Genomic DNA, 22,792 nt, shown 5'->3' with positions numbered 1-22,792 from the left:
GCGTCGCCCTTATCGGTCTTCTTCACCGGGGCTGCCGCATTGATCTGCGTACGCAACGCCAGCAGCGCATCGAGTTCGCAGTCGAGCGTCAGGTAGAAATGGGGAATGGTGGTCTTGGCCTCGACCAGACGGCGCGCGATGGTCTTGCGCATGTTGTCATGCGGGACGAGGTCGTAGGAGCCATCCTCAAACAGCTTCAGCACCTGCTCGTCCGACATCGCCTTCACGGCAGGCGCAGCAGCAGACGGACTCACTGGCGCGCCAGCGGGCGCGGCCTTGGCGGCAGGCTTGGCGCCGCCACCGGCAATTGCCGCGTCGACATCGGCCTTCACCACCCGGCCATGCGGGCCGGTGCCGGTCACGGCAGAGACATCGACGCCGGCTTCCCTGGCAATGCGGCGCGCGAGCGGCGAGGCAAAGGTGCGCTCGCCAGTCGCATGGCCGTTGGCAACCGGAGCCGCCTCTGCCTTGGGAGTGGCAGCGACCGGTTCGGCCTTTGGCGCCTCAGCCTTTGGTGCTTCCGCCTTCGGAGCATCGGCTTTCGGCGCCTCGGCTTTCGCTGGTGCAGCACCAACGCTTTTCGCGGCAGCGCCGGCATCCTCGCCTTCAGCGGCGAGCACGGCGATCAGCGCATTGACCTTGACGCCTTCGGTTCCCGCAGGAACGACGAGCTTCGCCACCGTGCCCTCATCGACAGCTTCGACTTCCATCGTCGCCTTGTCGGTCTCGATCTCGGCGATGACATCGCCCGGCGAAACCTTGTCGCCCTCCTTGACGAGCCACTTGGACAGATTGCCCTCTTCCATCGTGGGCGACAGGGCCGGCATGGTGATGTTGATTGGCATTTTGTCCTCCCGCCCGGTTCAGCGATACGTGACGGCTTTGACCGCCTCGATGACCTCGCCGACATTCGGCAAAGCCAGTTTCTCGAGGTTGGCCGCATAGGGCATAGGCACGTCCTTGCCGGCAATGGTGATGACCGGCGCGTCGAGGAAATCGAAGGCGCGCTGCGACACCTGGTTGGCGATATGGTCGCCGACGGAACTCTGCGGATATCCCTCTTCGACAACGATCAGGCGGTTGGTCTTCTTGACCGAGGCGATGATGGTGTCGAGGTCAAGCGGGCGGATGGTCCTGAGATCGATGATCTCGACGTCGATGCCCATGCCGCGCAGCTCGGCTTCCGCCTTGACCGCATAGGTCATGCCGATGCCGAAGGAGACGATGGTCACGTCCTTGCCTGTCTTGTGGATGCGCGCCTTGCCGATCGGCAAAACGAAATCATCCAGCTTCGGCACATCGAAGGACTGACCGTAGAGGATTTCGTTCTCAAGGAAGATTATAGGGTTGGGATCGCGGATTGCAGTTTTCAGCAAGCCTTTGGCGTCAGCGGCGGTGTAAGGCATCACCACTTTCAGACCCGGAATGTGGCTATACCAGGCGGCATAGCACTGCGAATGCTGGGCGGCGACGCGGGCAGCAGCACCGTTCGGTCCACGGAACACGATCGGCGCGCCCATCTGGCCGCCCGACATATAGAGCGTCTTGGCGGCGGAGTTGATGATCTGATCGATCGCCTGCATGGCGAAGTTGAAAGTCATGAACTCGACGATCGGCTTCAGGCCGGCCATTGCAGCGCCAACGCCAACGCCGGCAAAGCCATGCTCGGTGATCGGCGTATCGACGACGCGCCGCGGCCCGAATTCCTGCAGCAGCCCTTGCGTGATCTTGTAGGCGCCCTGGTATTCGGCAACCTCCTCGCCCATGACGAAGACATCGCCGTCGCGGCGCATTTCCTCGGCCATGGCATCGCGCAGCGCTTCGCGCACCGTGGTCGAGACCATTTCCGTGCCGGCCGGAATGTCCGGATCGGCGGCGATTTCCGTCTTTGGAGCGGCAGCGACCAGCGCCGCGGCCGGCTTTGTGGCCTCCGCCTTGTCCTCAGCGGCGGCCGGAGCCTCTGCCTGTGAGAGTGCTTCCGCCTTGGCGGGAGCCGCGGCCTTGCCGATATCGCCGGCACTTTCGCCCTCCTGCAGCAACACGGCGATGGGTGTGTTGACCTTGACGCCTTCGGTGCCGGCGGCGATCAGGATCTTGCCCAGCGTGCCTTCGTCAACGGCTTCGACTTCCATCGTCGCCTTGTCGGTTTCGATCTCGGCGATGACGTCGCCGGCGACGACCTTGTCGCCCTCGTTCTTCAACCACTTGGAAAGATTGCCCTCTTCCATGGTCGGCGAGAGAGCGGGCATGAGAATTTCGATCGGCATGTCCTTGCCCTCCCGTTACAATACGATATCGGTCCAGAGCTCGGACGGATCCGGCTCTGCATCGTTCTGGGCAAATTCCGCTGCGTCGGCGACGATGTCGCGAACCTCCTTGTCGATGGTCTTCAGCTCGTCCTCGGTCGCCCACTTCTTCCCGGTCAGCCGCGCCTTGACCTGCTCGATCGGGTCATGGTCGGAGCGCATCTTCTGCACTTCTTCCTTGGAGCGGTATTTCGCTGGATCGGACATCGAATGGCCGCGATAGCGATAGGTCTGCATTTCGAGGATCAGCGGACCGTTGCCGGCACGGCACCATTCGGTGGCCAGATCGCCCGCTGCCTTGACGGCGCGGACATCCATGCCGTCGACCTGGATGCCGGGAATCTTGAACGAGGCGCCGCGATGCGAAAAGTCCGTCTCCGCCGACGAGCGCGAGACCGAGGTGCCCATGGCGTAGCGGTTGTTCTCGATGATGTAGATTACCGGCAGCTTCCACAGCGAGGCCATGTTGAAGCTTTCATAGACCTGGCCCTGGTTGGCCGCACCATCGCCGAAATAGGTCAGCGAGACATTGTTGTTGTCGCGGTAGCGGTTGGCGAAGGCCAAGCCCGTGCCGAGCGACACCTGCGCGCCGACGATGCCGTGGCCGCCGTAAAAGTGCTTTTCCTTGGAGAACATATGCATGGAGCCGCCCTTGCCCCGCGACAGGCCGCCACGACGCCCGGTCAGTTCGGCCATGACACCACGCGGCGACAGCTCCATCGCCAGCATGTGGCCGTGGTCGCGATAGGCGGTGATCATCTGATCGCCGTCGATCAGCGCCATCTTCATGCCGGTGACGACCGCTTCCTGGCCGATATACAGATGGCAGAAGCCGCCGATGAAACCCATGCCGTAAAGCTGGCCGGCCTTTTCCTCGAAACGACGAATGAGCAGCATGTGCCGGTAGGCGGCAAGCTCTTCGTCCTTGGTGAATTCTGCCGGCTTGGGGGCCGAAAGCCCCGATTTACCGTCGGATTTGGATTTGGCAGGCGCTTTTCTGGCGGCGGTGGCCATGCATAACTCCCTGTTGGCGTCTCTTTGTGGACATTAGAGCAGCATGAAATCTGCCCTGGGGAGATCAGCTCCTCCCACCGATTTCAGGGAGGCTAACACGCGGTAAAGCGTTGCGCCATGCCGAATTTGCATAGCTGGCATGCGCCTAAGCGATTAAAATCATTGAAAATATTGACGATTAACCGGATGTCGGTTATTTCGACGAGGCCGGCAACATGATGGTGATTTCATCAGCTTGGGATAGATTGAGCGCCTTGCGCGCCTGCTCGTCGAGCATGTCCTTCTCAAGCGTGCCTTCATGCATGAGCCGAACGCGCCGCTCGAGTTCCATCCGGCGCGCCTTGATCGCATCGAGCTGGCTTTGTAGCGCAACCGTCTGGGCTTCCAGCTGATACTTCGAATAGATGCCGAATTCACCATGATAGGCATGAAAGCCGAAATAGGCCAGGAACGCCACGCAGAGCGAGGGAATGATCAGCCGGCCGGTGTTTCTCTGCTTGTGCTGACGCGTCCACATCGCCCGATTCCTCTCGGCCGCAAACTCAGGCGGCTCACGATCTTTTTCGCCCGATTGTGCTTAACGGACGGTTACGGGTGACCGGTTTGGCGACCCGAAATGAAAAAGGGCGGGAATGCTCCCGCCCTTTCATCCGATATCCGGGGATCCCGAGTGTTTGCGGATCAGCCCTTGACCACCGACTTGCCGGCATAGCTTGCTTGCTTGCCCAGCTCTTCTTCGATGCGGATCAGCTGGTTGTACTTGGCCATGCGGTCCGAGCGCGACAGCGAGCCGGTCTTGATCTGTCCGCAATTGGTGGCAACCGCAAGATCGGCGATGGTCGAATCCTCGGTTTCGCCCGAGCGATGCGACATCACGGCGGTGTAGCCGGCCTTGTGCGCGGTTTCAACGGCGTCGAGCGTCTCCGTCAGCGAGCCGATCTGATTGACCTTGACCAGGATCGAATTGGCAACGCCCATACGAATGCCGTCGCGCAGCCTTGCGGTGTTGGTGACGAACAGGTCGTCGCCGACCAGTTGGGTCTTCTTGCCGATCAGGTCGGTGAGGTACTTCCAGCCCTCCCAGTCGTCCTCGGCCAAGCCGTCCTCGATCGAGATGATCGGATAGTCGGCGGCGAGCTTGGCCAGGTATTTGGCCTGCGCCTTGGGGTCACGCGTCTTCTTCTCGCCCTCATAGACGTAGTTGCCGTCCTTGAAGAACTCTGTCGCCGCGCAATCAAGGCCGAGCGCGATCTCCTCACCCGGCTTGAAGCCGGCCTGCTCGATCGATTCCATGATGAAATCGAGCGCCACCGGTGCGCTTTTCAAATTCGGGGCAAAGCCGCCCTCGTCGCCGACATTGGTGTTGTGGCCGGCATCCTTCAGCTTCTTCCTCAGCGTGTGGAAGATTTCCGAACCCCAACGGACCCCTTCGCGAAGCGTCGGCGCACCGATCGGCATGATCATGAATTCCTGGAAGTCGATCGGGTTGTCGGCATGCGCGCCGCCATTGATGATGTTCATCATCGGCACCGGCAGGACATGTGCCTTGGTGCCACCGACATAACGATAGAGCGGCAGGCCGGCGGCTTCGGCCGCGGCTTTTGCCACCGCCAGGGACACGCCGAGAACGGCGTTGGCGCCGAGGCGGCTCTTGTTGGGTGTGCCGTCAAGCTCGATCATGGTCTGGTCGATATGGATCTGGTTTTCAGCTTCCATGCCGCCGATCGCCTCGAACAGCTCACCGTTCACCGCTTCGACGGCCTTGAGCACGCCCTTGCCGAGATAGCGGGCTCCCCCGTCGCGCAGTTCGACGGCCTCGTGGGCACCGGTCGAGGCGCCCGACGGCACCGCCGCGCGGCCCATCGAGCCGTCTTCGAGAATGACATCGACCTCGACGGTCGGATTTCCACGGCTGTCCAGGATTTCACGCCCGACAATGTCGATGATGGCGGTCATTGCGATGTCCTCGATTGATCTGAAGAATGTCGCGCACGTCTTAGCCAAAGTGCCGCAAAAGGCAATCGGCCGGCTCGCAATTATTGCCGTGGCGTCAGCCTAAAGTAAGTGCGTCGCGTTTGAACGGAATCAGCCGCCGCGCTTTAGGTCTTTGTTTTTCAAGCATGTCGTTCTCCCAAAACCGGGACCACTTTTGGGCGACATGCAGGCGATTCACGAAGCGCAAATCGCTGTCATCATAAGTCATCTACGGCAGACCGGCTTGCGGCTATGATGCGGGTGCGCGGGGCGAAACAGGAGGAGTTTCGCCATGTCCCAGTTGAGTGGTATCGTGAGTCTGTTCCTGATCGCGGCGGCCTTTCTGACGTCGTGCGACAATCAGCAGTCGCCGCCCAAGGCGATGGCCCCCTTGCACATCAGCGAATAGCTACGCATCAAAGCAAAATGGCCCCATCGAGACGGGGCCATTTTGCTTTGGGCCGTCAATTCCAATAAGGCGTGACCTTGTAGTAGTCGTAGGATGCGTCTCGCGCGGTCTCGCCGTCGGCGTCAGTCAGTTCGTTGATCGAATAGGCAGGTGCCGCCTTCAGCTGCTCCTTGGAAAACGGCACAACATAGCCGCCCCTGTCCTCGTCATAATCGAGGCTTGCCCACGGAATGGCATGATATTTTTCGCCGATGCCGAGGAAGCCGCCGAAACCGATCACCGCGAACATGATGCCGTTGGACGTCTTGTCGAGCATGACGTCCTGGATGCTGCCGATGCTCGTGCCTTCGGTATTGTAGACCGAAGTGCCGATGACTCGCGAAGCGGCAATGGCTTGGGTGTGGCCTGTCTGGGTTGTCATGATGTGCTCCTCATTGTCGTTGAACCATGCTTTGACAATGAGGGGGGCGGACGAAAGTTCCCGACTTTTTTGGGCGACAGCCGATCACTCCGCGAGGATGAAGGTGACCTTCATGTTGACGCGGTAGGCAGCAATCTTGCCGTCTTCGACAACGATCTTCTGGTCCTGGATCCAGGCGCCTTCGACGTTCTTCAGGGTTTTGGATGCGCGCGCAATTCCCTTTTCGATGGCGTCCTGAAAGCTCTTCTTCGAAGACGATGTGATTTCGGTGACACGGGCGACGGACATGGCTTCCTCCTGCCAAAACGCTCATTTGCCGGGCAAGCGTACAGCCGGCCTATGCCTTCCACAAGCGGCGGCCGGCGGCAGAGGATATGTCTGGCCTAGTGACCCTTCGCAATCCGATCAAATGCCATCAGCCGCTCGAGCAGGGCCGGCATGTCCTTCAACGGCAGCATGTTCGGGCCGTCGGAAGAGGTCGAGTTGTCAGGATCCTGATGGGTCTCGATGAACACACCGGCAACGCCAACGGCGACGGCCGCGCGGGCCAGCGTCTCGACAAAGCGGCGCTCGCCGCCCGAGGACCCGCCCTGCCCGCCCGGCTGCTGCACCGAATGGGTTGCATCGAAGATCACCGGTGCACCGATCTCGGCCATGATGGGCAGAGCGCGCATGTCGGACACCAGTGTGTTGTAGCCAAAGGACGCGCCGCGCTCGGTGGTCAGCACATTGGCGTTGCCGGATCCGGTGATCTTGGCGACGACGTTCTTCATGTCCCAGGGGGCTAGGAACTGCCCCTTCTTCACGTTGATGACCTTGCCGGTTTTGGCGGCAGCGACCAACATGTCGGTCTGGCGTGACAGGAAAGCCGGAATCTGCAGGACATCGACATGCGGCGCGACGATGGCGCACTGCTCCTCGGTGTGGACATCGGTCAGCACGGGGAGCGAAAATTCCTTGCGCAGTTCGTCAAAGACGGGAAGGGCCGCATCCATGCCAGCACCCCGGGTCGCGGACAGCGAGGTGCGGTTGGCCTTGTCGTAGCTGGTCTTGTAGACGAGGCCCATGCCGAGCTTGCCGGTCAGTTCCTTCAGCGCGCCGGCCATGTCGAAGGCATGCTGGCGCGATTCAAACTGGCAAGGGCCAGCGATCAGCGACAGCGCCGCATTGTTGTCGAAGACGACATTGCCGACGGTTACCGACGAATTGGGCACCAGGGGCTTGCTCATGGGATCTCCCGGAAGACGAAAGCCGCGCCCTGTCCAGGAGCAGGCTGCACGACAATATCATTGCCCGCTATATCGTGTTGGATGGAGTTGGCTGCAAGCAGCCTCAACGTGACATCGGCTCGCCGGACCGTGAAGACCACCGCGGCGAAGCGAAGATCTGTCGGCGCGCCGGCCGGCAGGCCAAAGCGTGCGGTGAAAGACACTGGATCAAGCACGCTCAAATCTGCATTCGGCAAGTGAAACGTGCTGCCCTGCCCATTGGTGGCCGGATCGTCCACCGCCACGGAAATCAATCCATGCTGTTCGGCAGGTTGGTCGCTAACCGCCACGATCTCGACAATTCCAGTGGCGCCGTTGGCGTGGGCCTGCAAAGCCGCGCGGTCCACATCAGGCGCGTTGACCCGCTCGCAGGCAAACAGGAAGGCGTCGGTGGCCTCGGCTCCGGCCGCAAAGGCGAGCTTGAACGATGCGATGTCGCTTTTGCCGGCCGTGTCCGTGAAGGCGCGCGAAAAGCTCAGCATGTCTCCCGCCGAGATGCCGGCTTCGAGATAGCGCGCATGATTGGCATTTGCGTTGCCGGTCGTAAGAACCATCGCCGAAAAGCCCTCATCGCCGTTGCTCTCGCGATAGATGCGGTCGCGCGCGACGAAGACATTGCCATCGGCAATGGCCTGCATCGCGGCCTGTTCATCACCGATCGCCAGCGGCTCCAGATAGGCGCCGTCGGCCAGGAACACACAGCAGTTTTCGGTTCCGAACGGATGGATTCCGGTTGGGGCAACGACGAAGCCAAGCGCGTTGAGCCGGGTCCGCGCCACCTCAAGGCTCTGCGTCGGCAGCACCAGGTGATCGAGCGGATGAGTGCCAGCGGCAGTGTTTCGGGTCATGCAGGCGCGATGTGCATCATTCCGCAAATTGGTTCAAGACTTGATCGCGATCCCCGCCAGTTCGCCCCCCATGAATTCACGACGTCGAAAACGCACCAGTTGGAGCAAGGCTTGATCAGCCGCTGGCCGCGACGTCGGCGGAATAGCGCAACTCCCGCATCGGTTTGACCTTGCTGGTGGTCTGCGCATAGAGCGGGTGCGCCTTGTAGGCGGCCAGCGCGGCTTCATCGGCGAACTCCGCATAGACGACCACGTCGACCTCATCCGACAGCGGATCGACCTTGGTGTTCAAGGTGACCTCGAAAAGGCTGGAATGGGGGATGTTGCCGAGCGCCAACAGACCGGTGCGCACAGCTTCGACATCCTCTTTGCGCCGCGCGCTGAAGAAAACGATATGTCGGATCAACCCCGCCTCCTCGATCAAAATGCTGGGGTCTTTTGTGACGGCAGGGCGGTGGCGTCAATCGACAAGGATGTCGCGGCTGCCAGACGTTCGAATGGACGCTAGCCGGTGATGGATCGCACGACGTGCGAGACCCCCCTCACCGTGGAGTCCAGATACCGGCCCTGATTGTATAGGCCGTCCCAGATCAGGAAAAACGCGATGGCGGCAATGACGACTACATAACGCATGGCTAAATCTATCCCACAAGCAATGCAGCAGCCATAGGCGTTTTTGGCGCGTTCGGCCTTTGCTGTGTAAAAGGCAGATCCATGCCGGCGAGAGCAATTCGCTTGGCACAGCCCCGCTTGCAGCCTGCCTCTTGAAGTCCCCCCTCATGACGTGGAAGATTGTCGCAGGGATTCACTGGGAAGTGCTGAAGCTCTGGTCAAGGGGCGCACGCTTTCGTTCGAACCCGCCCATCACTGAGCCGGTCAGCACCCGAGATCAGGAAACGGCGTTCGAACCTGGCGAATGATCCAAGAGAACCGTGGCTTGGCAATTTGCGCCGACACCGCGGAAGTCCAGGGGGTGGGATGGCACACAAGGAACATTTTGGCGTGGCGTTGGGTGACGCGGTTAGGCTCGACGAATTCAATTTTGCCGAGATCGTCAAGGGCCTGCCGGCCAAGGCCCGCATGGTGCTGTCGGCGGCGATGAACCTGCCGCGCGGTTCGCTCAAGGTCAGGATGCCGGACGGGCGGGCCGTCCTCGTCGGCGGCAAGGGGCCCGGCCCGGACGCCGAACTGGTGCTCAAGAACTGGCGCTTGCCCGGCCGCGCCTTTTCCGGCGGCACGATCGGCGTTGCCGAATCCTACATGGACGGCGATTGGGAAAGCCCAGACGTAACCAGCTTCCTAGAGCTGTTCGTGGTCAATTCGGTCGTCGGCGAGCGCATCGCGGGCGGCACCAGTTGGCTGATCAACACCGTCCAGCGCATTCGCCACTGGTTCAACCAGAACACGCGCACCGGCTCGAAGCGCAACATCTCGGCGCATTACGACCTCGGCAACGCCTTCTACAAGGAATGGCTTGATCCGAGCATGACATATTCCTCGGCGCTCTACACGATAGGTGCCAACGACCTGGAAAGCGCGCAAGCCGCCAAATACCGTGCGTTGGCCAAGGATACAGGGATCGGGCCGAAGGACCATGTGCTGGAAATCGGCTGCGGCTGGGGCGGCTTCGCCGAATTCGCGGCGCGCGAGATCGGCTGCCGGGTGACAGGGTTGACGATCAGCCGCGAACAGCACGACTTCGCCAAGGCGCGCATCGCCAAGGCCGGGCTTGCCGACAAGGTCGACATCAAGCTGCAGGATTATCGCGACGAAACCGGCACCTATGACCGCATCGCCTCGATCGAGATGTTCGAGGCGGTCGGCGAGAAATACTGGCCGGTGTTTTTCGGCAAGATGAAGGCCTGCCTGAGGCCCGGCGGCACCGCCGGCCTGCAGATCATCACCATCAACGAAGCCGCCTACGCCACATATCGCGCCAGGCCGGATTTCATCCAGCGCTACGTCTTCCCGGGCGGCATGCTGCCGACGCCGTCAATCCTGAAAGCACTGGGCAAGGATCATGGCCTTGCCCATCTGCGCGAGCGCGTGTTTCCGGACGATTACGCGCGTACGCTCGCCGAATGGCGCCACCGGTTCTGGGCGTCATGGGAGAAGATCGTCCCGCTCGGCTTCGACGACCGATTCAAGAAGCTCTGGGAGTTCTACCTGCACTATTGCGAGGCCGGATTCCGCGCCAGCTACATCGACGTGCGCCAGGTGGTCTACAAGGCGTAAGTCCACGCCGATGTGACGGCGTGGAATCGCGCCCTTCGAACGGCAGTGATCAGAGAAGGATGCGGTATTTCGCGAAGCCTGCCTCGCCCTCCCCCACCGGCTCGATCTTCAGCGACTTCACCTGCGCAATGAAATCCTTCGCCCTGGCGCCGGTTTCGAACACGGCGCTGGTTCCAGGCAGCGGCGCGAACGACCAGTTGTCGTCGGCGGACGGGTTGATCGTGCCCTCGCTCACGATGTAGCGAACGATGACGTCGCGATTGGTGTCCGGCGCTTCGTAGATGATCTTCGAGGCATTGATGTCGGGGAAATTGCCACCGCCACCGGCACGATAGTTGTTGGTCGCGACGACAAATGTCTGTTTGGGATCCACTGGTTTTCCGTCGAACATCAGGTCGACGATGCGGTTGGCGTCGGCATTCGCCAGCCCGCCCTTGGCATCGTATTTCGGCGGTTGCGACAGGTCGATCTTGTAGCTGACGCCGTCGATGACGTCGAAATTATAGGATGGGAAGTCGGTGTTGATGAGGTTCTGGTCGGCCTTCCCTGGCTCGATCCGGTTGAAGATGCCGGCTGACATTTCCAGCCATTCCTTGACCTGCGCACCGGTGATTTCCACCGCCCGCACCGTGTTCGGGTAGAGGTAAAGATCGGCAACATTCTTGATGGCGATGTCGCCGGCCGGCACGTCGGTATAGTAGTCGGCGCCGTTGCGCCCGCCGGCCTTGAACGGAGCGGCCGCCGACAGCAGCGGCACATCCTTCCATTGCGTGTTCTTGAGAATATTCCTGAGGTACCAGGTCTGCGCCTGGCTGACGACCTGCACCGACGGGTCGTCCGCGACCAGCGCGAAATAGGAATAGAGCGGCGCGGAGGTCTTGCCGACCGGGCGGCGCACATAGGCCAGTGTCGCCTGGTGATCCTGTGCGAGGGCAGCGATGATGCGCTTGTCGTCGGGGACAGTCGGCTTGTTCTTGTTGTCGACGCGCTCGAAGATCGGCCGCGCTTCGGAAGTGGCTGAAACGACCTTCCATTTCGACCCGTCGCGCTCCAGCATCAGGTCGATCAGCCCCATATGCGAGCCCCAGAAGCCACCCATGACGGCGGGTTTGCCCTGCAGCGAGCCTCTCTGCGTGTCGACACCTTCGAGCGACTGGAAATCCTTCTTGCCGGGGAACACCAGATGCTGGTGACCGGTGAACACCGCGTCGATTCCATCGACGCCGGCGACGAAGAACGATGCGTTCTCCATCATGTCACCCTGCTTCACGTCGATGCCGGAATGCGAGAGCGCAATGACGATGTCGGCGCCCTCCTCCTTCATCTGCGGCACCCAGGCCTTGGCCGCCTCGACAATGTCGCGCGTCTTGACGTTGCCTTCGAGGTTCTTGAGATCCCAGACCATGATCTGCGGCGGCACGAAGCCGATGATGCCGACCCTGATCGGCTGCTCGGCGCCCGAACCGTCCTTGATCTTCTTGTCGAGGATGACATAGGGCTTGAGATAGAGCTTGTCGTCGCGCGGGTTCGAGGCCAACTCGGTGCCGCGGATCAGATTGGCGCAGACGAAGGGGAAATTGGCGCCGGCCAGCACCTTGTCCAGGAATGACAGGCCGTAGTTGAACTCGTGGTTGCCCAGCGTAGAGCACTCGTAGCCGAGCAGGTTCATGCCCTTCATGATTGGATGCAGGTCGCCGTCCTTCAGGCCCTTCTCATAGGCGATGTAGTCGCCCATCGGGTTGCCCTGCAGCAGGTCGCCATTGTCGATCAGCATCGAATTGACGGCTTCCTTGCGTACCGCGTCGATCAGGGAAGCCGTGCGCGACAGGCCCATCGTGTCGTTCGCTTTGTCGGCGTAGTAGTCGTAGGGCAGCACGTTCACATGGATGTCGGTGGTTTCCATGATCCGGAGATGCGCCTGGTTACCCTGCGCGCGGGCGGAGAACGGATGCAGCATGATCAGTGCCCCTGCGGCGGCGGCGCCCGCAAGGAGATCGCGGCGGGATACGGGATGGAGCAGTTGCGACATGTTTTCTCCTTCGACGACGTAACAGGCCCTGCCCCAAAGCGAATTTCGCTCTGAAACTCATCCAAGTCCATTCGAGAAGTTGCGCGCGCCAAACATCAGTCGATCAGCAACAGATGACGCGCGGATGAACATACGCAGCCGGAGAAGATCAGCCCTTGTCGTCGTCGCCCTGGGTGATCAATCGCGCGCTGCGTTGGCCCGTCGAGTAGATCCATAGCCAGCTCAACGAAACCGCAAGCCGGTTGCGAAAGCCGATCAGGAAATAGATGTGAGCAATCCCCCACAGCCACCAGGCCGCCCAACCGGTCAGCTTGATCCAGCCGAAATCGATCACCGCGGCGCGCTTGCCGATCGTGGCGAGATCGCCGTCATGCCGGTAGCGGAACGGCCGCGAGATGGTGTCGCCGGCAAGCCGCGCCTTCAGCGTGGCGGCAACATGCCGGCCCTGCTGCTTGGCGGCCGGTGCCACGCCGGGAACGGGGCGGCCGTCCGGCCGCAGGACATGCGCGGCATCGCCGATGACGAAAATCTCGGGGCTGCCCGGCACGGTCAGGTCAGGCTCGACGAGCACCCTGCCCGCCCGGTCCGCGGCCGCGCCGAGCCATTCGGCAACGGGCGAAGCGGCAACGCCTGCCGCCCACAGAATCGTTCGGGCCGCCAGTTGCCTGTCGCCAAAAACGACGCCCTCGGCATCGCAGCGCGTGACAGCCCGTCCGAGCTCGACCGTCACACCGAGCCGCTCGAGTGCCTTGCTGGCATAGTCGGAGATTTTTGGCGCGAAATTGGCAAGGATGCGTTCGCCGGCCTCGATCAGTACCACGCGCGTTTGCCGCGTATCGATGTTGCGGAACTCGCCGCGCAGTGTGTCGTGCGCCAGCTCGACGATGGTGCCGGCCAGTTCCACGCCGGTCGGGCCACCGCCGACGATTGCAATGGTCAGCAGCGCTTGGCGTTTGGCGGGATCGGTCTCCCGCTCTGCCTGCTCGAAGGCCAAGAGAATGCGCCGCCGAATGGTGGTGGCGTCTTCCAGCGTCTTCAGGCCTGGCGCGAAAGGCTCCCACTCGTCGTGACCGAAATAGGCGTGGCGAGCGCCGGTGGCCAGCACCAGCGTGTCGTAGGCGACGGCGCTGCCGTCATCGAGCAACACGCGTTTGCCGGCGCGGTCGACGCCGGTGACGTTGGCCAGCAACGTCGTCACGTCCTTGCGCTTGCGCAGGAGATGGCGGATCGGCCAGGCAACCTCGGAGGTTGCCAGCGCCGTCGTTGCCACCTGATAGAGCAGCGGCTGGAAAAGATGATGGTTGCGCTTGTCGATCATGGTCATGCGCACTGGTGCGCCGCCAAGCGCGCGGGTGAATTCGAGGCCACCGAAACCCGCGCCGACAACGACCACATGATGGCTAGCTTCGCTCATCTCAATTCACCCTAGCGAGCAAAATTGACTGCCCCAGATGTAGGTACTTTTGTGCAATGCAGCAACAGACCGCCGGTGCCCGAGACTCGTCGTTCCATGTCGTGAATGCACATGTTGTATCGTATCGCGAGGTATAGCGTCATCGAACACGCGATGAGGTGAGGCATGGCCGACGATCATGACGATGAGGCTCCGGCGCAGTATTCTTCGCCGCCCTGTTTCATGCATGAACTCGATCCGGAATTCCGTGCGCCTCTGAGCGACTGGACCGATGTGCGACGCTGGCGCAAGGCCGAGCGCGAACGCCTGATCGCCGCGCGTCTTGCCGTCTCCGCCGACGCGCGAACGGCGATGTCACAGCGTATTGCGGAAGGCCTCGACGGGATCGTCGGCGAGATCGCCGGCCGCATGGTCAGCCTTTACTGGCCGTTTCGCGGCGAGCCGGACCTGCGGCCATGGATGGCGTCCATCAATGAACGCGGCGGCCGCACCGCCCTGCCCATCGTCATCGAGAAAGGACAGCCGCTGATCTTTCGCGCCTATGCGCCGGGCGACCGGTTGGAAAAAGGCGTCTGGAACATCCCGATCCCGGCCGAGGGCGATCCGGTGCTGCCGGACATCGTCATCTCGCCGATCGTCGGCATCGATCCCCAAAACTTCCGCCTGGGCTATGGCGGCGGCTTTTTCGACCGCACGCTGGCGGCAATGCCGTTCAAGCCGCTGGTCATCGGCGTCGGCTACGAACTGCAGCGCATCGCCACCATCTACCCGCAGCCGCACGACATCCCAATGGATCGGCTTGTGACGGAAGCCAGCTAAGCCATCTCCGGCTTCATGCCCATGGCCGTGCGGTCTACGATTTCGCGTAGTGCAAAAGACGAATTGATCTTGGTCACATGTGGCATCGCCGACAGCCATTCCTTGTGGATGCGCTCATAGTCGACGAGATCCTTCGCCGCGATCCTCAGGATGTAGTCGTACTCACCCGACATCAGATGGCAGGACAGAACGTTCGGGCAGCGCTTGATCGCCGCCTCGAAATCCGACAGCGTCTTCTCGAACTGTCCCGACAACGATATGTGCACGATCGCCGTCATCTGGTGCCCAAGTGCGGCATTGGAAAGCCGGGCATGGTAGCCGCGGATGGTTCCGGATTTCTCCAGATTGTCGAGCCGGCGTGAACAGGCCGACTGCGACAGGCCAACCCTCTCGGCCAGTGCTGCATTGGGTATCCTGCCATCCTTCTGCAAAGTCTCGAGAATGGCGATATCAATCCTATCGAGCGGCATTTTTCGTGAATCCTGCGAATATATAGCTATTTTTCGCAACGATTACCGAAACCTGCCCGTTGGCGCAAGCGCATTCGCAAACACCTGCGCAACGATTCGTGGTTCACTTCATCCATACAGGGAACGAGCCCAAAAGGGCCGGATCAGGAGAAGAAAATGCGCGTCGGCTGCCCCAAGGAAATCAAGAACCACGAATATCGCGTCGGCCTCACCCCCGGCTCGGTCCGCGAGTATGTTGCCCACGGCCACGAAGTGCTGGTCGAGACCGGCGCCGGGGCCGGCATCGGCGCAGATGACAACGCCTACCGCGCCGCCGGCGCCACCATCGCCAAGACGGCTGCCGACGTGTTTGCCAAGTCGGACATGATCGTCAAGGTCAAGGAGCCGCAGCCCAACGAATGGGCGCAGCTGCGCGAAGGCCAGATTCTGTACACCTATCTTCATCTTGCCCCGGATCCGGAGCAGACCAAGGGCCTGCTCGCGTCCGGCGTGACGGCAATCGCCTACGAGACCGTGACCGACGATCGTGGCGGCCTGCCGCTGCTGGCGCCGATGTCGGAAGTTGCCGGACGCCTGTCGATCCAGGCCGGCGCCACGGCGCTGCAGAAGGCCAATGGTGGCCGCGGCGTGCTGCTGGGCGGAGTGCCCGGCGTGCTGCCGGGCAAGGTCACCGTGCTCGGCGGCGGCGTCGTCGGCCTGCATGCTGCCAGGATGGCGGCGGGCCTTGGCGCCGACGTCACCATCATCGACCGCTCGATCCCGAGATTGCGCCAGTTGGATGATCTCTTCGCCGGCCGCGTCCACACCCGTTACTCGACTGTCGAAGCGCTGGAAGAAGAGTGCTTTTCGGCCGACATCGTCGTCGGCGCCGTGCTGATCCCGGGTGCTGCGGCGCCCAAGCTGGTTTCGCGCGAAATGCTGTCGGGCATGAAGAAAGGCTCGGTGCTGGTCGACGTCGCCATCGACCAGGGCGGCTGCTTCGAGACCTCGCATGCCACCACCCATGCCGATCCTACCTACGAGGTCGACGGCGTCATCCACTATTGCGTCGCCAACATGCCGGGCGCGGTGCCGGTCACGTCAGCCCATGCGCTCAACAACGCGACGCTTCACTATGGCCTGCAGCTTGCCGACAAGGGCCTGAAGGCGCTGGTCGACGACCACCATTTGCGCAACGGCCTCAATGTCCACAAGGGCAAGATCACCAACCGGGCTGTCGCCGAGGCGCTCGGCTACGAACTGGTCGAGCCGAAAGCGGTTCTCGCGGCCTGAATCCTCACATAGGAACATTTTCTCCCGTCGGCCCGCCGGTTTACACCGGCGGGCTTTTCTTCGAGAAATCAAGGATGTCGGTGCCTTTTTTCCAGGCAATTCAGGATCAAAAACATGTGCCGTAACGGCACTTCGCCTACCATTGTTGCATTTTTATCATACCTAAATCAGCCGACTCCCTGCTAGAGATACTGCGGGGTTGTTCATAAGGGGTTTGGGCTATGTTCATTCGCGTTTCTGCGAAATCTTTTCTTCTCGGTGCTGTTTCGGCTGTGGCTTTGATGTCTGCTGCTCACGCGGCCGACGTTGTACAGCCGGTTGAGGCCAGCGGCTTCAACTGGAGCGGCGCTTACGTCGGCATTGGCGGCGGCTTTGGCGCTAGCGTGCATAAGTTCAGCGTGCCGGGCCTGGGCTTCAATGGCCTTGGTGGAAATGGCGTATTTGGTGAATTGACCGCAGGCTACGACTACATGGTTTCGGAGCGTTTCCTGCTCGGCGGTTTCATCGACGCGAATTTGAGCAATATCGGTCCCTCGTTGAGCATTGCCGGTGGCGATGTCGATCTGACAAACTCCTATGGCTTCGATGTTGGCCTGCGCGCCGGCTACCTGCTCAATCAGAATACGCTGGGCTATGTGCTCGGTGGCTATACCTGGCAGCATTTCAAGCTTGATGGCTCGGGCGCAGCGGACGGCTTGGAATTTTCGCAGGACCGCAGTGGCTATGTTCTCGGCGTTGGCATGGAAACCGTGCTGCGTGGCAACTGGACGCTGAAGACTGAATATCGCTATGCAGACTACGGCGACAAGTCGGTCCTCGATCTTGGCGGCGCCTCTCTAAATGTCGAGCCGTCCACCCACACCTTCCATATCGCTGCCAACTATCGCTTCGGCGCGCAGAACGGTGGCGGCACTTCGTTTGCTAGCCCAGCCTACAACTGGAGCGGGTTCTATGTTGGAGGTGCGCTCGGTGCCGGCACGATGGTGCATGACCTGACGCTCCTAGGTGCCGTTGAGTTGGACGGCATCGGCGGCGAAGGCGTGTTCGGCGAGGCCAGCGTCGGTTATGATCATGATTTCGGCAGCTGGGTCGCAGGCGTTCAGTTGGACGCCCGTTATTCTGGCATCCAGTCCAAGCTTGATATTGGCGGCGGCTCAATCAAGGGCGACGCCGACTATGGCTTCGATGCCCTCGCTCGAATTGGTGCCAAGGTCAACGAATCAACCTTGGCCTATGTGCTCGGCGGTTACAGCTGGCAGCATTTTGATCTGCATGCAGAAGCACCGGGTGGCGGCAGCGCCGACATCTACGATTGGGGCTCCAGCGGCTTCTCGATCGGTGGCGGCCTGGAAACAGCCGTTTCCAGCAATATGACCGTCGGTCTCGAGTATCGCTATTCGCAGTATCAGAAGGAAGACTTCGGCTCGGGCGGGTTCCTTGAGGACACCTCGTCGTTCCAGACCGTGCGCCTCGGCGCGAAGTACAAGTTCAACTAAAAGGCCCTCCAGCCAAACAGTTGCAGTCCGTCGGCTTCGCCGGCGGGCTTTTTTCGTTGCGCGGACAATTCTTGCGAAAACGCAGGCAACAAAAAAGCGGAGCCAAAGCCCCGCTTTCCTCGATATCGAGATTTGCCGCCGGTTCATCCGCGGTCGGCAAATCCATCGACAATGGCCTTCTACTGCGATTATGCGACGGGAGTACGACAGCATCTCCCGTGGGCAATCTCAGCACCTCAAGCGCGCTCGATGCGGCATTGGTAGCAATTGTTGCGCGCCGAACGGACATGGACGTAGGCGATATCGTCGCGTTCGAACAAGGATGCGGCCCGAGCGGTGATGTCTCCGGTCGGGATGACGCCGCCACTGCCATAGACGATACGATCGTCCCTGCCATAGCCGCGCACGATATAGTCGGGGCTTTCGAGGATCTCGGGAAGTGCTTCGCTCCCGACGGCACGGTCGCATTCCTCGGCATGCAGGAAGATTGGCCCGGTTTCGGCATAGGGCTGAAGCTCCGGGAATGGCCGGTAAGCTAAAATGAGGTAAGCGTCGCCGGCGGCAATGTTCTTCAGGCAGTGCCGGCATGGCATGCCGTCACCGTCCGAAATCTTGCGCTCGGGCGTTTGGCCATAGGCATCGGCGCCGCCGCGCTGCAGCGCCCTGACATCTTCGGTCGGCAAGGCTTTGAACTGGATTGTCATGTGAAATCTCCGGTGCGTTGGCCGGAAATTATATGCCCGCACCGCCGCTTCCCACCCGATTCCTGCCAAAGTTGAGGGATCGACGACTGGCGGTCCCTCAACGACTCCTGTTAAGCCGGATAATGATAATCCTAGGAGCTCGCGAATTAGCGTATGAAATCGTCGAAGCGGCGCAGCGTCACGCGGCGATTCTGCCAGTTTTCGTTCTGCGTCTGCACGAGCAGGAACTCTTCGCCGTAGCCGACGGTATCGAGTGCATAGCCGGGCACGCCGAATTCGCGCACCAGCGTACGCTTCAGCGAGGCAGCGCGCTGTTCGGACAGAGCCCGGTTCGACTGGAAGGAGCCGACGGCATCGGTATGGCCCTCGATCAGCACGCGGGCGCCGGGGTCGCGGCGCAGGATGCGCCGCAGCGCATCGGCGATGTTCTCGATCTTGCCGTATTGCGAGTTGGAAATGGCAGCCGAGCCGAAGGCGAAGTTGATCGACTGGATATCGATCGAGCGGGCCATGCGGCGCAAATCCGGACGCCGCTTGAATTCGCGGATGGTGACGCGCTCGTTCGGCCGCAGCTTCACGCGCGGTGCCGCCTCGAGCTTCCGCTCGATCGTTGCGGCCGAAGGCGTGGTGGCCTGGGCGGCGGCAAGGCTCGGCATGGCAATGGCCGCGATCAGCGCGGCGGCAAGTGTACGGCGGGTCAGCATGTCTTGTCTCCTTCGGCCTCGGCCGCATTAATGGTGCGGGCAACATGCCAAAGGCAGTCTGAAGCGCCGATGAACGGCGAGTTCAGATTCCGGCTGGTGTCAGACTCCGGCTGATGTCACGGCCGCATGACGCTGGCCGAGCGCTCGGTGAAGGGCAGCGGATGCACGATTTCCTTCTTCTGCGCCACCGGTGCAAAACCGAGCTTCTGGTAGAGCGGCAGAGCGGCCGGATGATCGAGCGTGCAGGTCTGCACCGTCACCCGTTTGGGACCGTACGACCATGCGGCGGCGATCGCGGAGCCCAGGAACCAGCGACCGATGCCTTGCCCGGTCGCATGTTCCATCATGCCGAAATAGGCGAGTTCGACTTCTTCCGGCAGATGCGGCTTGAGATCGAAGAAGCCGGCCGGCGCGCCGTCGAGATAGAGCACCCTGATGTCGCGGTCCTCGCGGTGGATGCCGGCCGAAAGCTCGTCATCATCCAGCCGCAGCACATTGACCCAGTGCCATTTGCGCCCCACCCGGTCCATCAGATAGCGATAGAAATGCAGCGGAATGTCCTTGGTCTTCAGCAGCGCGACCTGGCGGTTATAGGGCACGGGCGGCGAATAGGCCGGCGGCACATGCATCTCGAGAAACGTCACCGTGACTTCGATGTCTTCCAGCGCACCGTTTTCCATCGTCTTCATTCCTTGCCGGTCACCACAGGCGTGTCGGAAAGCCCGCCCCACTCCGTCCATGAGCCGTCGTAAAGCCTGTTGTCGGTGTGGCCAAGCGTTTCCAGCGCAAGGGTCACCACCGCCGCGGTAACACCGGAACCACATGAGGTGATGACGGGTTTCGACAGATCGATGCCGGCCTCCTCGATCACCTCGCGCAGGCGGTCCTTCGACAACAGCTCACCATTTTCCGACAGCGCCGAATAAGGCAGATTGCGCGCGCCAGGCATATGGCCGGAGCGAACGCCAGCACGAGGCTCCGCTTCCGCACCGGTAAACCGGCCCGGTCCGCGCGCGTCAGCGATCTGGCTTTCCCTGGTGTCGACCACCCGGCGCATGTCAGCGAGGCTGGCGACGCGACCGGCGTCGAAATCGGCATGAAACACGCTTGGCGCGATCTTCGTCGGTTCGGCCGTTACCGGCCGGCCGGCGGCTTTCCAGCCATCGAAGCCGCCATCCAGAATATAGGTCTGGAACACGCCCATGACCCGGAACATCCACCATGCCCGAGGCGCAGAGAAGAAACCCGGACCGTCATAGACGACGATGGTGTCATCGGCTGAAACGCCCATGGCGCCCACATACTGTGCAAAATGCTGCGGCGACGGCAATGTATGCGGCAGCGGCGAATCGGGATCCGAAACCGCATCCTGATCCAGGAACCGGGCGCCCGGAATGTGCGCCGCCTCGTATTCGCCGCGCGCATCGCGCTTCTGCGCCGGGAGATACCAGGACGCGTCGACAATCGTCAGGCCCGGCTCGCCGAGATGCTGCTGCAGCCAGTCCGCGTCGACGGTGAAAGGACTGTCCTCGGCCATCTTGTTCTCCTGCTCGCCTTCTGGCGATCATTGTCTGTTCAGTTTGCCGGCATCGGGCCGAAGCGGATGCGGAAGCGCCGGTTCTCGCGGCCCTTCTTCTCGATCTTGCCGATGTGGATTTCACCGACTTCGCCGGTGCTTTTGACATGGGTGCCGCCGCACGGCTGGCTGTCGACGGAGGCGTTGTCGCCGATGCAGACCAGGCGGATCCTGCCGGTGCCGACCGGCGGCCGGACGTTCTTGGATTTCACCAAGCTAGGGTTGGCGGCCAGTTCCTCGTCGCTGATCAGCCTGGTGAAGATCGGATGGTCGGCCCGCACCAGGTCCATCAGGCTCGCCGTCACTTCTTCCTTGGAGAAGCTGGCATCCGGCATGTCGAAGTCGACACGGCTGTCATCCTCGGAGACCGCGGCACCCGTGATCGGGAACGGACAGACGACGGTGAGCAGATGGCAGGCGGCATGCATGCGCATCAAAAGATGCCGCCGCTCCCAGTCGATCGCCAGCCTCACCTTCTCGCCGACCTGTGGCACCGCTTGCTCGGGCGCCGGCACATGGATGATCTCGTCCTTGGTCTCGCCGGTAATGGTGGCGGCAATGGCGATGCGGCTGCCGTCGGCGCGTTCGAGATACCCGGCATCGCCCGGTTGGCCGCCCGACGTGGCGTAGAAGATCGTCCGGTCGAGGATGATGCCGCCGCGGTCGTTGACGGCAACGACTGTCGCGTCCGCCGTGCGCAGATAGGCGTCGTCACGAAACAGGGCATCCGTCCTGTACGCCATCAGGCGACTTTCTCGAACGGCACCGAAATTGTGCTGCGCTGTTCCATCCATCCAGGCACCGGCAGCTGCTTCTCGCGCAGGAATTCCGGGTTGAACAGCTTCGACTGATAGCGTGTGCCGTAGTCGCAAAGAATCGTCACGATGGTGTGGCCGGGGCCTAATTCCCTGGCCAGACGGATCGCGCCGGCAATGTTGATGCCGGTCGAGCCGCCGACGCAAAGGCCTTCTTCCTGGATCAGGTCGAAGACGATCGGCAGCGCATCCTTGTCCGGAATCTGAAATGAAAAATCCGGCGTGAATCCTTCGAGATTGGCGGTGATACGCCCCTGCCCGATGCCTTCGGTGATCGAGCTGCCTTCGGACTTCAGTTCGCCGCTGGTGTAGAATGAGTAGAGCGCGGCCCCCAGTGGATCGGCGAGCGCGATCTTCACATCCTTGCTTTTCGCCTTCAGCCCGAAGGCGACGCCGGCCAGCGTTCCGCCCGAACCGACCGCCGAGACAAAGCCGTCGACCTTGCCGCCGGTCTGGTTCCAGATTTCCTCAGCCGTGGTGCGGATATGGCCGTCACGGTTGGCGACATTGTCGAACTGGTTGGCCCAGATGGCGCCTTTCGGCTCGGACCTTGCCAGCTGCTCGGCCAGCCGCCCCGACAGTTTCACGTAATTGTTGGGGTTCTTGTAGGGCACGGCAGGCACTTCGATCAGCTCGGCGCCGAGCAGTTTGATCGTGTCCTTCTTTTCCTGGCTCTGCGTGTCGGGAATGACGATGACGGTGCGATAGCCGAGCGCCTTGGCGACCAGCGTCAACCCGATGCCTGTGTTGCCCGCCGTCCCCTCGACGATGACGCCGCCGGGCTTCAGCAGCCCGCGCTGCTCGGCGTCGCGGATGATGAACAGACCAGCGCGATCCTTGACCGACTGGCCCGGATTCATGAATTCGGCCTTGCCCAGGATCTCGCAGCCGGTTTGCTCAGAAGCTTTGTTGAGACGAATCAGAGGCGTGTTGCCGATCACGTCGATCACAGAACGGGGCATTCAAGATTCCTTGTGTAGGTGCGCCGAAACCCTAGAAACCCGAAGCTTCGGTTTCA

25 protein-coding genes are annotated in these 22,792 nt (G+C 61.6%); 5 read left to right on the top strand and 20 right to left on the bottom strand.

All coding sequences use genetic code 11. The annotated features are described in order from the left end of the window. From ASD99_RS19005 to ASD99_RS35190, 11 genes are all read right to left on the bottom strand, one after another. Positions 1-845, bottom strand: an 845-nt coding sequence (locus ASD99_RS19005; RefSeq protein ID WP_156389031.1) for a biotin/lipoyl-containing protein, incomplete at its 3' end; no start/stop codon positions are given. Positions 846-863: 18 nt separating this feature from the next. Further along, positions 864-2,267, bottom strand: a complete 1,404-nt coding sequence (locus tag ASD99_RS19000) for a pyruvate dehydrogenase complex E1 component subunit beta (RefSeq protein WP_057144577.1) — start codon at positions 2,265-2,267, stop codon at positions 864-866. A gap of 15 nt (positions 2,268-2,282) precedes the next feature. After that, on the bottom strand, positions 2,283-3,320 hold the full coding sequence (gene pdhA / locus ASD99_RS18995; protein WP_056588693.1) for a pyruvate dehydrogenase (acetyl-transferring) E1 component subunit alpha: 1,038 nt from the start codon (positions 3,318-3,320) through the stop codon (positions 2,283-2,285). 193 nt (positions 3,321-3,513) lie between these two features. Further along, positions 3,514-3,837 (bottom strand): FtsB family cell division protein, encoded by a 324-nt coding sequence (locus tag ASD99_RS18990; RefSeq protein WP_056588692.1) that lies wholly within the window; start codon positions 3,835-3,837, stop codon positions 3,514-3,516. A gap of 164 nt (positions 3,838-4,001) precedes the next feature. Continuing rightward, positions 4,002-5,276: a phosphopyruvate hydratase gene (eno, locus tag ASD99_RS18985; RefSeq protein WP_056588691.1), complete on the bottom strand. Its 1,275-nt coding sequence runs from the start codon at positions 5,274-5,276 to the stop codon at positions 4,002-4,004. A gap of 482 nt (positions 5,277-5,758) precedes the next feature. Then, a complete protein-coding gene (locus tag ASD99_RS18980) occupies positions 5,759-6,124 on the bottom strand; it encodes a PRC-barrel domain-containing protein (RefSeq protein WP_056588689.1) in 366 nt (121 codons plus the stop codon). 84 nt (positions 6,125-6,208) lie between these two features. Then, positions 6,209-6,412 carry a dodecin family protein gene (locus tag ASD99_RS18975; protein ID WP_027045027.1) on the bottom strand — a complete coding sequence of 68 codons (204 nt, stop codon included), beginning with the start codon at positions 6,410-6,412 and terminating at the stop codon, positions 6,209-6,211. 95 nt (positions 6,413-6,507) lie between these two features. Then, positions 6,508-7,353, bottom strand: a complete 846-nt coding sequence (gene kdsA, locus ASD99_RS18970; protein ID WP_056588687.1) for a 3-deoxy-8-phosphooctulonate synthase — start codon at positions 7,351-7,353, stop codon at positions 6,508-6,510. Next, a complete protein-coding gene (locus tag ASD99_RS18965) occupies positions 7,350-8,240 on the bottom strand; it encodes a VOC family protein (RefSeq protein ID WP_057144576.1) in 891 nt (296 codons plus the stop codon). Before ASD99_RS18965 ends, kdsA begins: the two co-directional genes overlap by 4 nt. Positions 8,241-8,355: 115 nt before the next feature. Then, on the bottom strand, positions 8,356-8,646 hold the full coding sequence (locus ASD99_RS18960) for a Dabb family protein (RefSeq protein ID WP_057144575.1): 291 nt from the start codon (positions 8,644-8,646) through the stop codon (positions 8,356-8,358). Positions 8,647-8,744: 98 nt separating this feature from the next. After that, positions 8,745-8,873, bottom strand: a complete 129-nt coding sequence (locus ASD99_RS35190) for a hypothetical protein (RefSeq protein WP_274533711.1) — start codon at positions 8,871-8,873, stop codon at positions 8,745-8,747. Positions 8,874-8,932: 59 nt separating this feature from the next. Between ASD99_RS35190 and ASD99_RS35185 the strand changes: the two genes are divergently transcribed. Together ASD99_RS35185 and ASD99_RS18955 are read left to right on the top strand one after the other, a co-directional pair. Further along, positions 8,933-9,160 (top strand): DUF1365 family protein, encoded by a 228-nt coding sequence (locus ASD99_RS35185; protein WP_156389030.1) that lies wholly within the window; start codon positions 8,933-8,935, stop codon positions 9,158-9,160. A 58-nt stretch (positions 9,161-9,218) separates the two neighbouring features. Further along, the gene (locus ASD99_RS18955) at positions 9,219-10,475 is read left to right on the top strand and encodes an SAM-dependent methyltransferase (RefSeq protein ID WP_057144574.1); all 1,257 of its coding nucleotides are present in this window, start codon (positions 9,219-9,221) and stop codon (positions 10,473-10,475) included. A gap of 49 nt (positions 10,476-10,524) precedes the next feature. Here the strand turns inward: ASD99_RS18955 and ASD99_RS18950 are convergent, their stop codons facing one another. Both ASD99_RS18950 and ASD99_RS18945 read right to left on the bottom strand, forming a co-directional pair. Further along, positions 10,525-12,504 carry a bifunctional 2',3'-cyclic-nucleotide 2'-phosphodiesterase/3'-nucleotidase gene (locus ASD99_RS18950; protein WP_057144573.1) on the bottom strand — a complete coding sequence of 660 codons (1,980 nt, stop codon included), beginning with the start codon at positions 12,502-12,504 and terminating at the stop codon, positions 10,525-10,527. A gap of 148 nt (positions 12,505-12,652) precedes the next feature. Next, positions 12,653-13,918: an NAD(P)/FAD-dependent oxidoreductase gene (locus ASD99_RS18945; protein WP_057144572.1), complete on the bottom strand. Its 1,266-nt coding sequence runs from the start codon at positions 13,916-13,918 to the stop codon at positions 12,653-12,655. Between the two features lie 165 nt (positions 13,919-14,083). On the opposite strand from ASD99_RS18945, the gene ASD99_RS18940 reads away from it, so the two are divergent. Further along, positions 14,084-14,737: a 5-formyltetrahydrofolate cyclo-ligase gene (locus tag ASD99_RS18940; protein ID WP_082525504.1), complete on the top strand. Its 654-nt coding sequence runs from the start codon at positions 14,084-14,086 to the stop codon at positions 14,735-14,737. Here the strand turns inward: ASD99_RS18940 and ASD99_RS18935 are convergent. Next, positions 14,734-15,207 carry an Lrp/AsnC family transcriptional regulator gene (locus ASD99_RS18935; protein ID WP_056588675.1) on the bottom strand — a complete coding sequence of 158 codons (474 nt, stop codon included), beginning with the start codon at positions 15,205-15,207 and terminating at the stop codon, positions 14,734-14,736. The two genes, ASD99_RS18940 and ASD99_RS18935, sit on opposite strands and share 4 nt — an antisense overlap. Before the next feature lie 156 nt (positions 15,208-15,363). Here ASD99_RS18935 and ald point away from each other — a divergent pair, with 156 nt between their 5' ends. Then, complete coding sequence (ald, locus tag ASD99_RS18930; RefSeq protein WP_056588673.1) at positions 15,364-16,479, top strand: alanine dehydrogenase; 1,116 nt, start codon at positions 15,364-15,366, stop codon at positions 16,477-16,479. Positions 16,480-16,700: 221 nt separating this feature from the next. Continuing rightward, positions 16,701-17,975, top strand: a complete 1,275-nt coding sequence (locus ASD99_RS18925) for an outer membrane protein (RefSeq protein WP_057144571.1) — start codon at positions 16,701-16,703, stop codon at positions 17,973-17,975. Positions 17,976-18,211: 236 nt separating this feature from the next. Here the strand turns inward: ASD99_RS18925 and ASD99_RS18920 are convergent, their stop codons facing one another. The 6 genes from ASD99_RS18920 to ASD99_RS18895 form a co-directional block, all read right to left on the bottom strand. Next, entirely contained in the window at positions 18,212-18,679 is a 468-nt protein-coding gene (locus tag ASD99_RS18920; RefSeq protein ID WP_056588669.1) for a DUF1203 domain-containing protein, read from the bottom strand. Between the two features lie 146 nt (positions 18,680-18,825). Further along, positions 18,826-19,383, bottom strand: a complete 558-nt coding sequence (locus ASD99_RS18915) for an OmpA family protein (RefSeq protein WP_056588659.1) — start codon at positions 19,381-19,383, stop codon at positions 18,826-18,828. 116 nt (positions 19,384-19,499) lie between these two features. Then, positions 19,500-20,063, bottom strand: a complete 564-nt coding sequence (locus ASD99_RS18910) for a GNAT family N-acetyltransferase (protein ID WP_056588808.1) — start codon at positions 20,061-20,063, stop codon at positions 19,500-19,502. Between the two features lie 5 nt (positions 20,064-20,068). Then, complete coding sequence (gene sseA / locus ASD99_RS18905) at positions 20,069-20,920, bottom strand: 3-mercaptopyruvate sulfurtransferase (protein ID WP_056588658.1); 852 nt, start codon at positions 20,918-20,920, stop codon at positions 20,069-20,071. 38 nt (positions 20,921-20,958) lie between these two features. After that, the gene (locus ASD99_RS18900; protein WP_056588656.1) at positions 20,959-21,702 is read right to left on the bottom strand and encodes an alanyl-tRNA editing protein; all 744 of its coding nucleotides are present in this window, start codon (positions 21,700-21,702) and stop codon (positions 20,959-20,961) included. Beyond that, positions 21,702-22,736 carry a cysteine synthase A gene (locus tag ASD99_RS18895; protein WP_056588654.1) on the bottom strand — a complete coding sequence of 345 codons (1,035 nt, stop codon included), beginning with the start codon at positions 22,734-22,736 and terminating at the stop codon, positions 21,702-21,704. The genes ASD99_RS18900 and ASD99_RS18895 overlap by 1 nt, the downstream gene beginning before the upstream one ends. Positions 22,737-22,792 lie beyond the last annotated feature (56 nt).

The organism is Mesorhizobium sp. Root695, assembly GCF_001428185.1.
Taxonomy (GTDB): Bacteria; Pseudomonadota; Alphaproteobacteria; order Rhizobiales; family Rhizobiaceae; genus Mesorhizobium.
The sequence above is the reverse complement of the archived record's forward strand: the minus strand, read 5'-3'. Positions and strand labels throughout refer to the sequence as shown.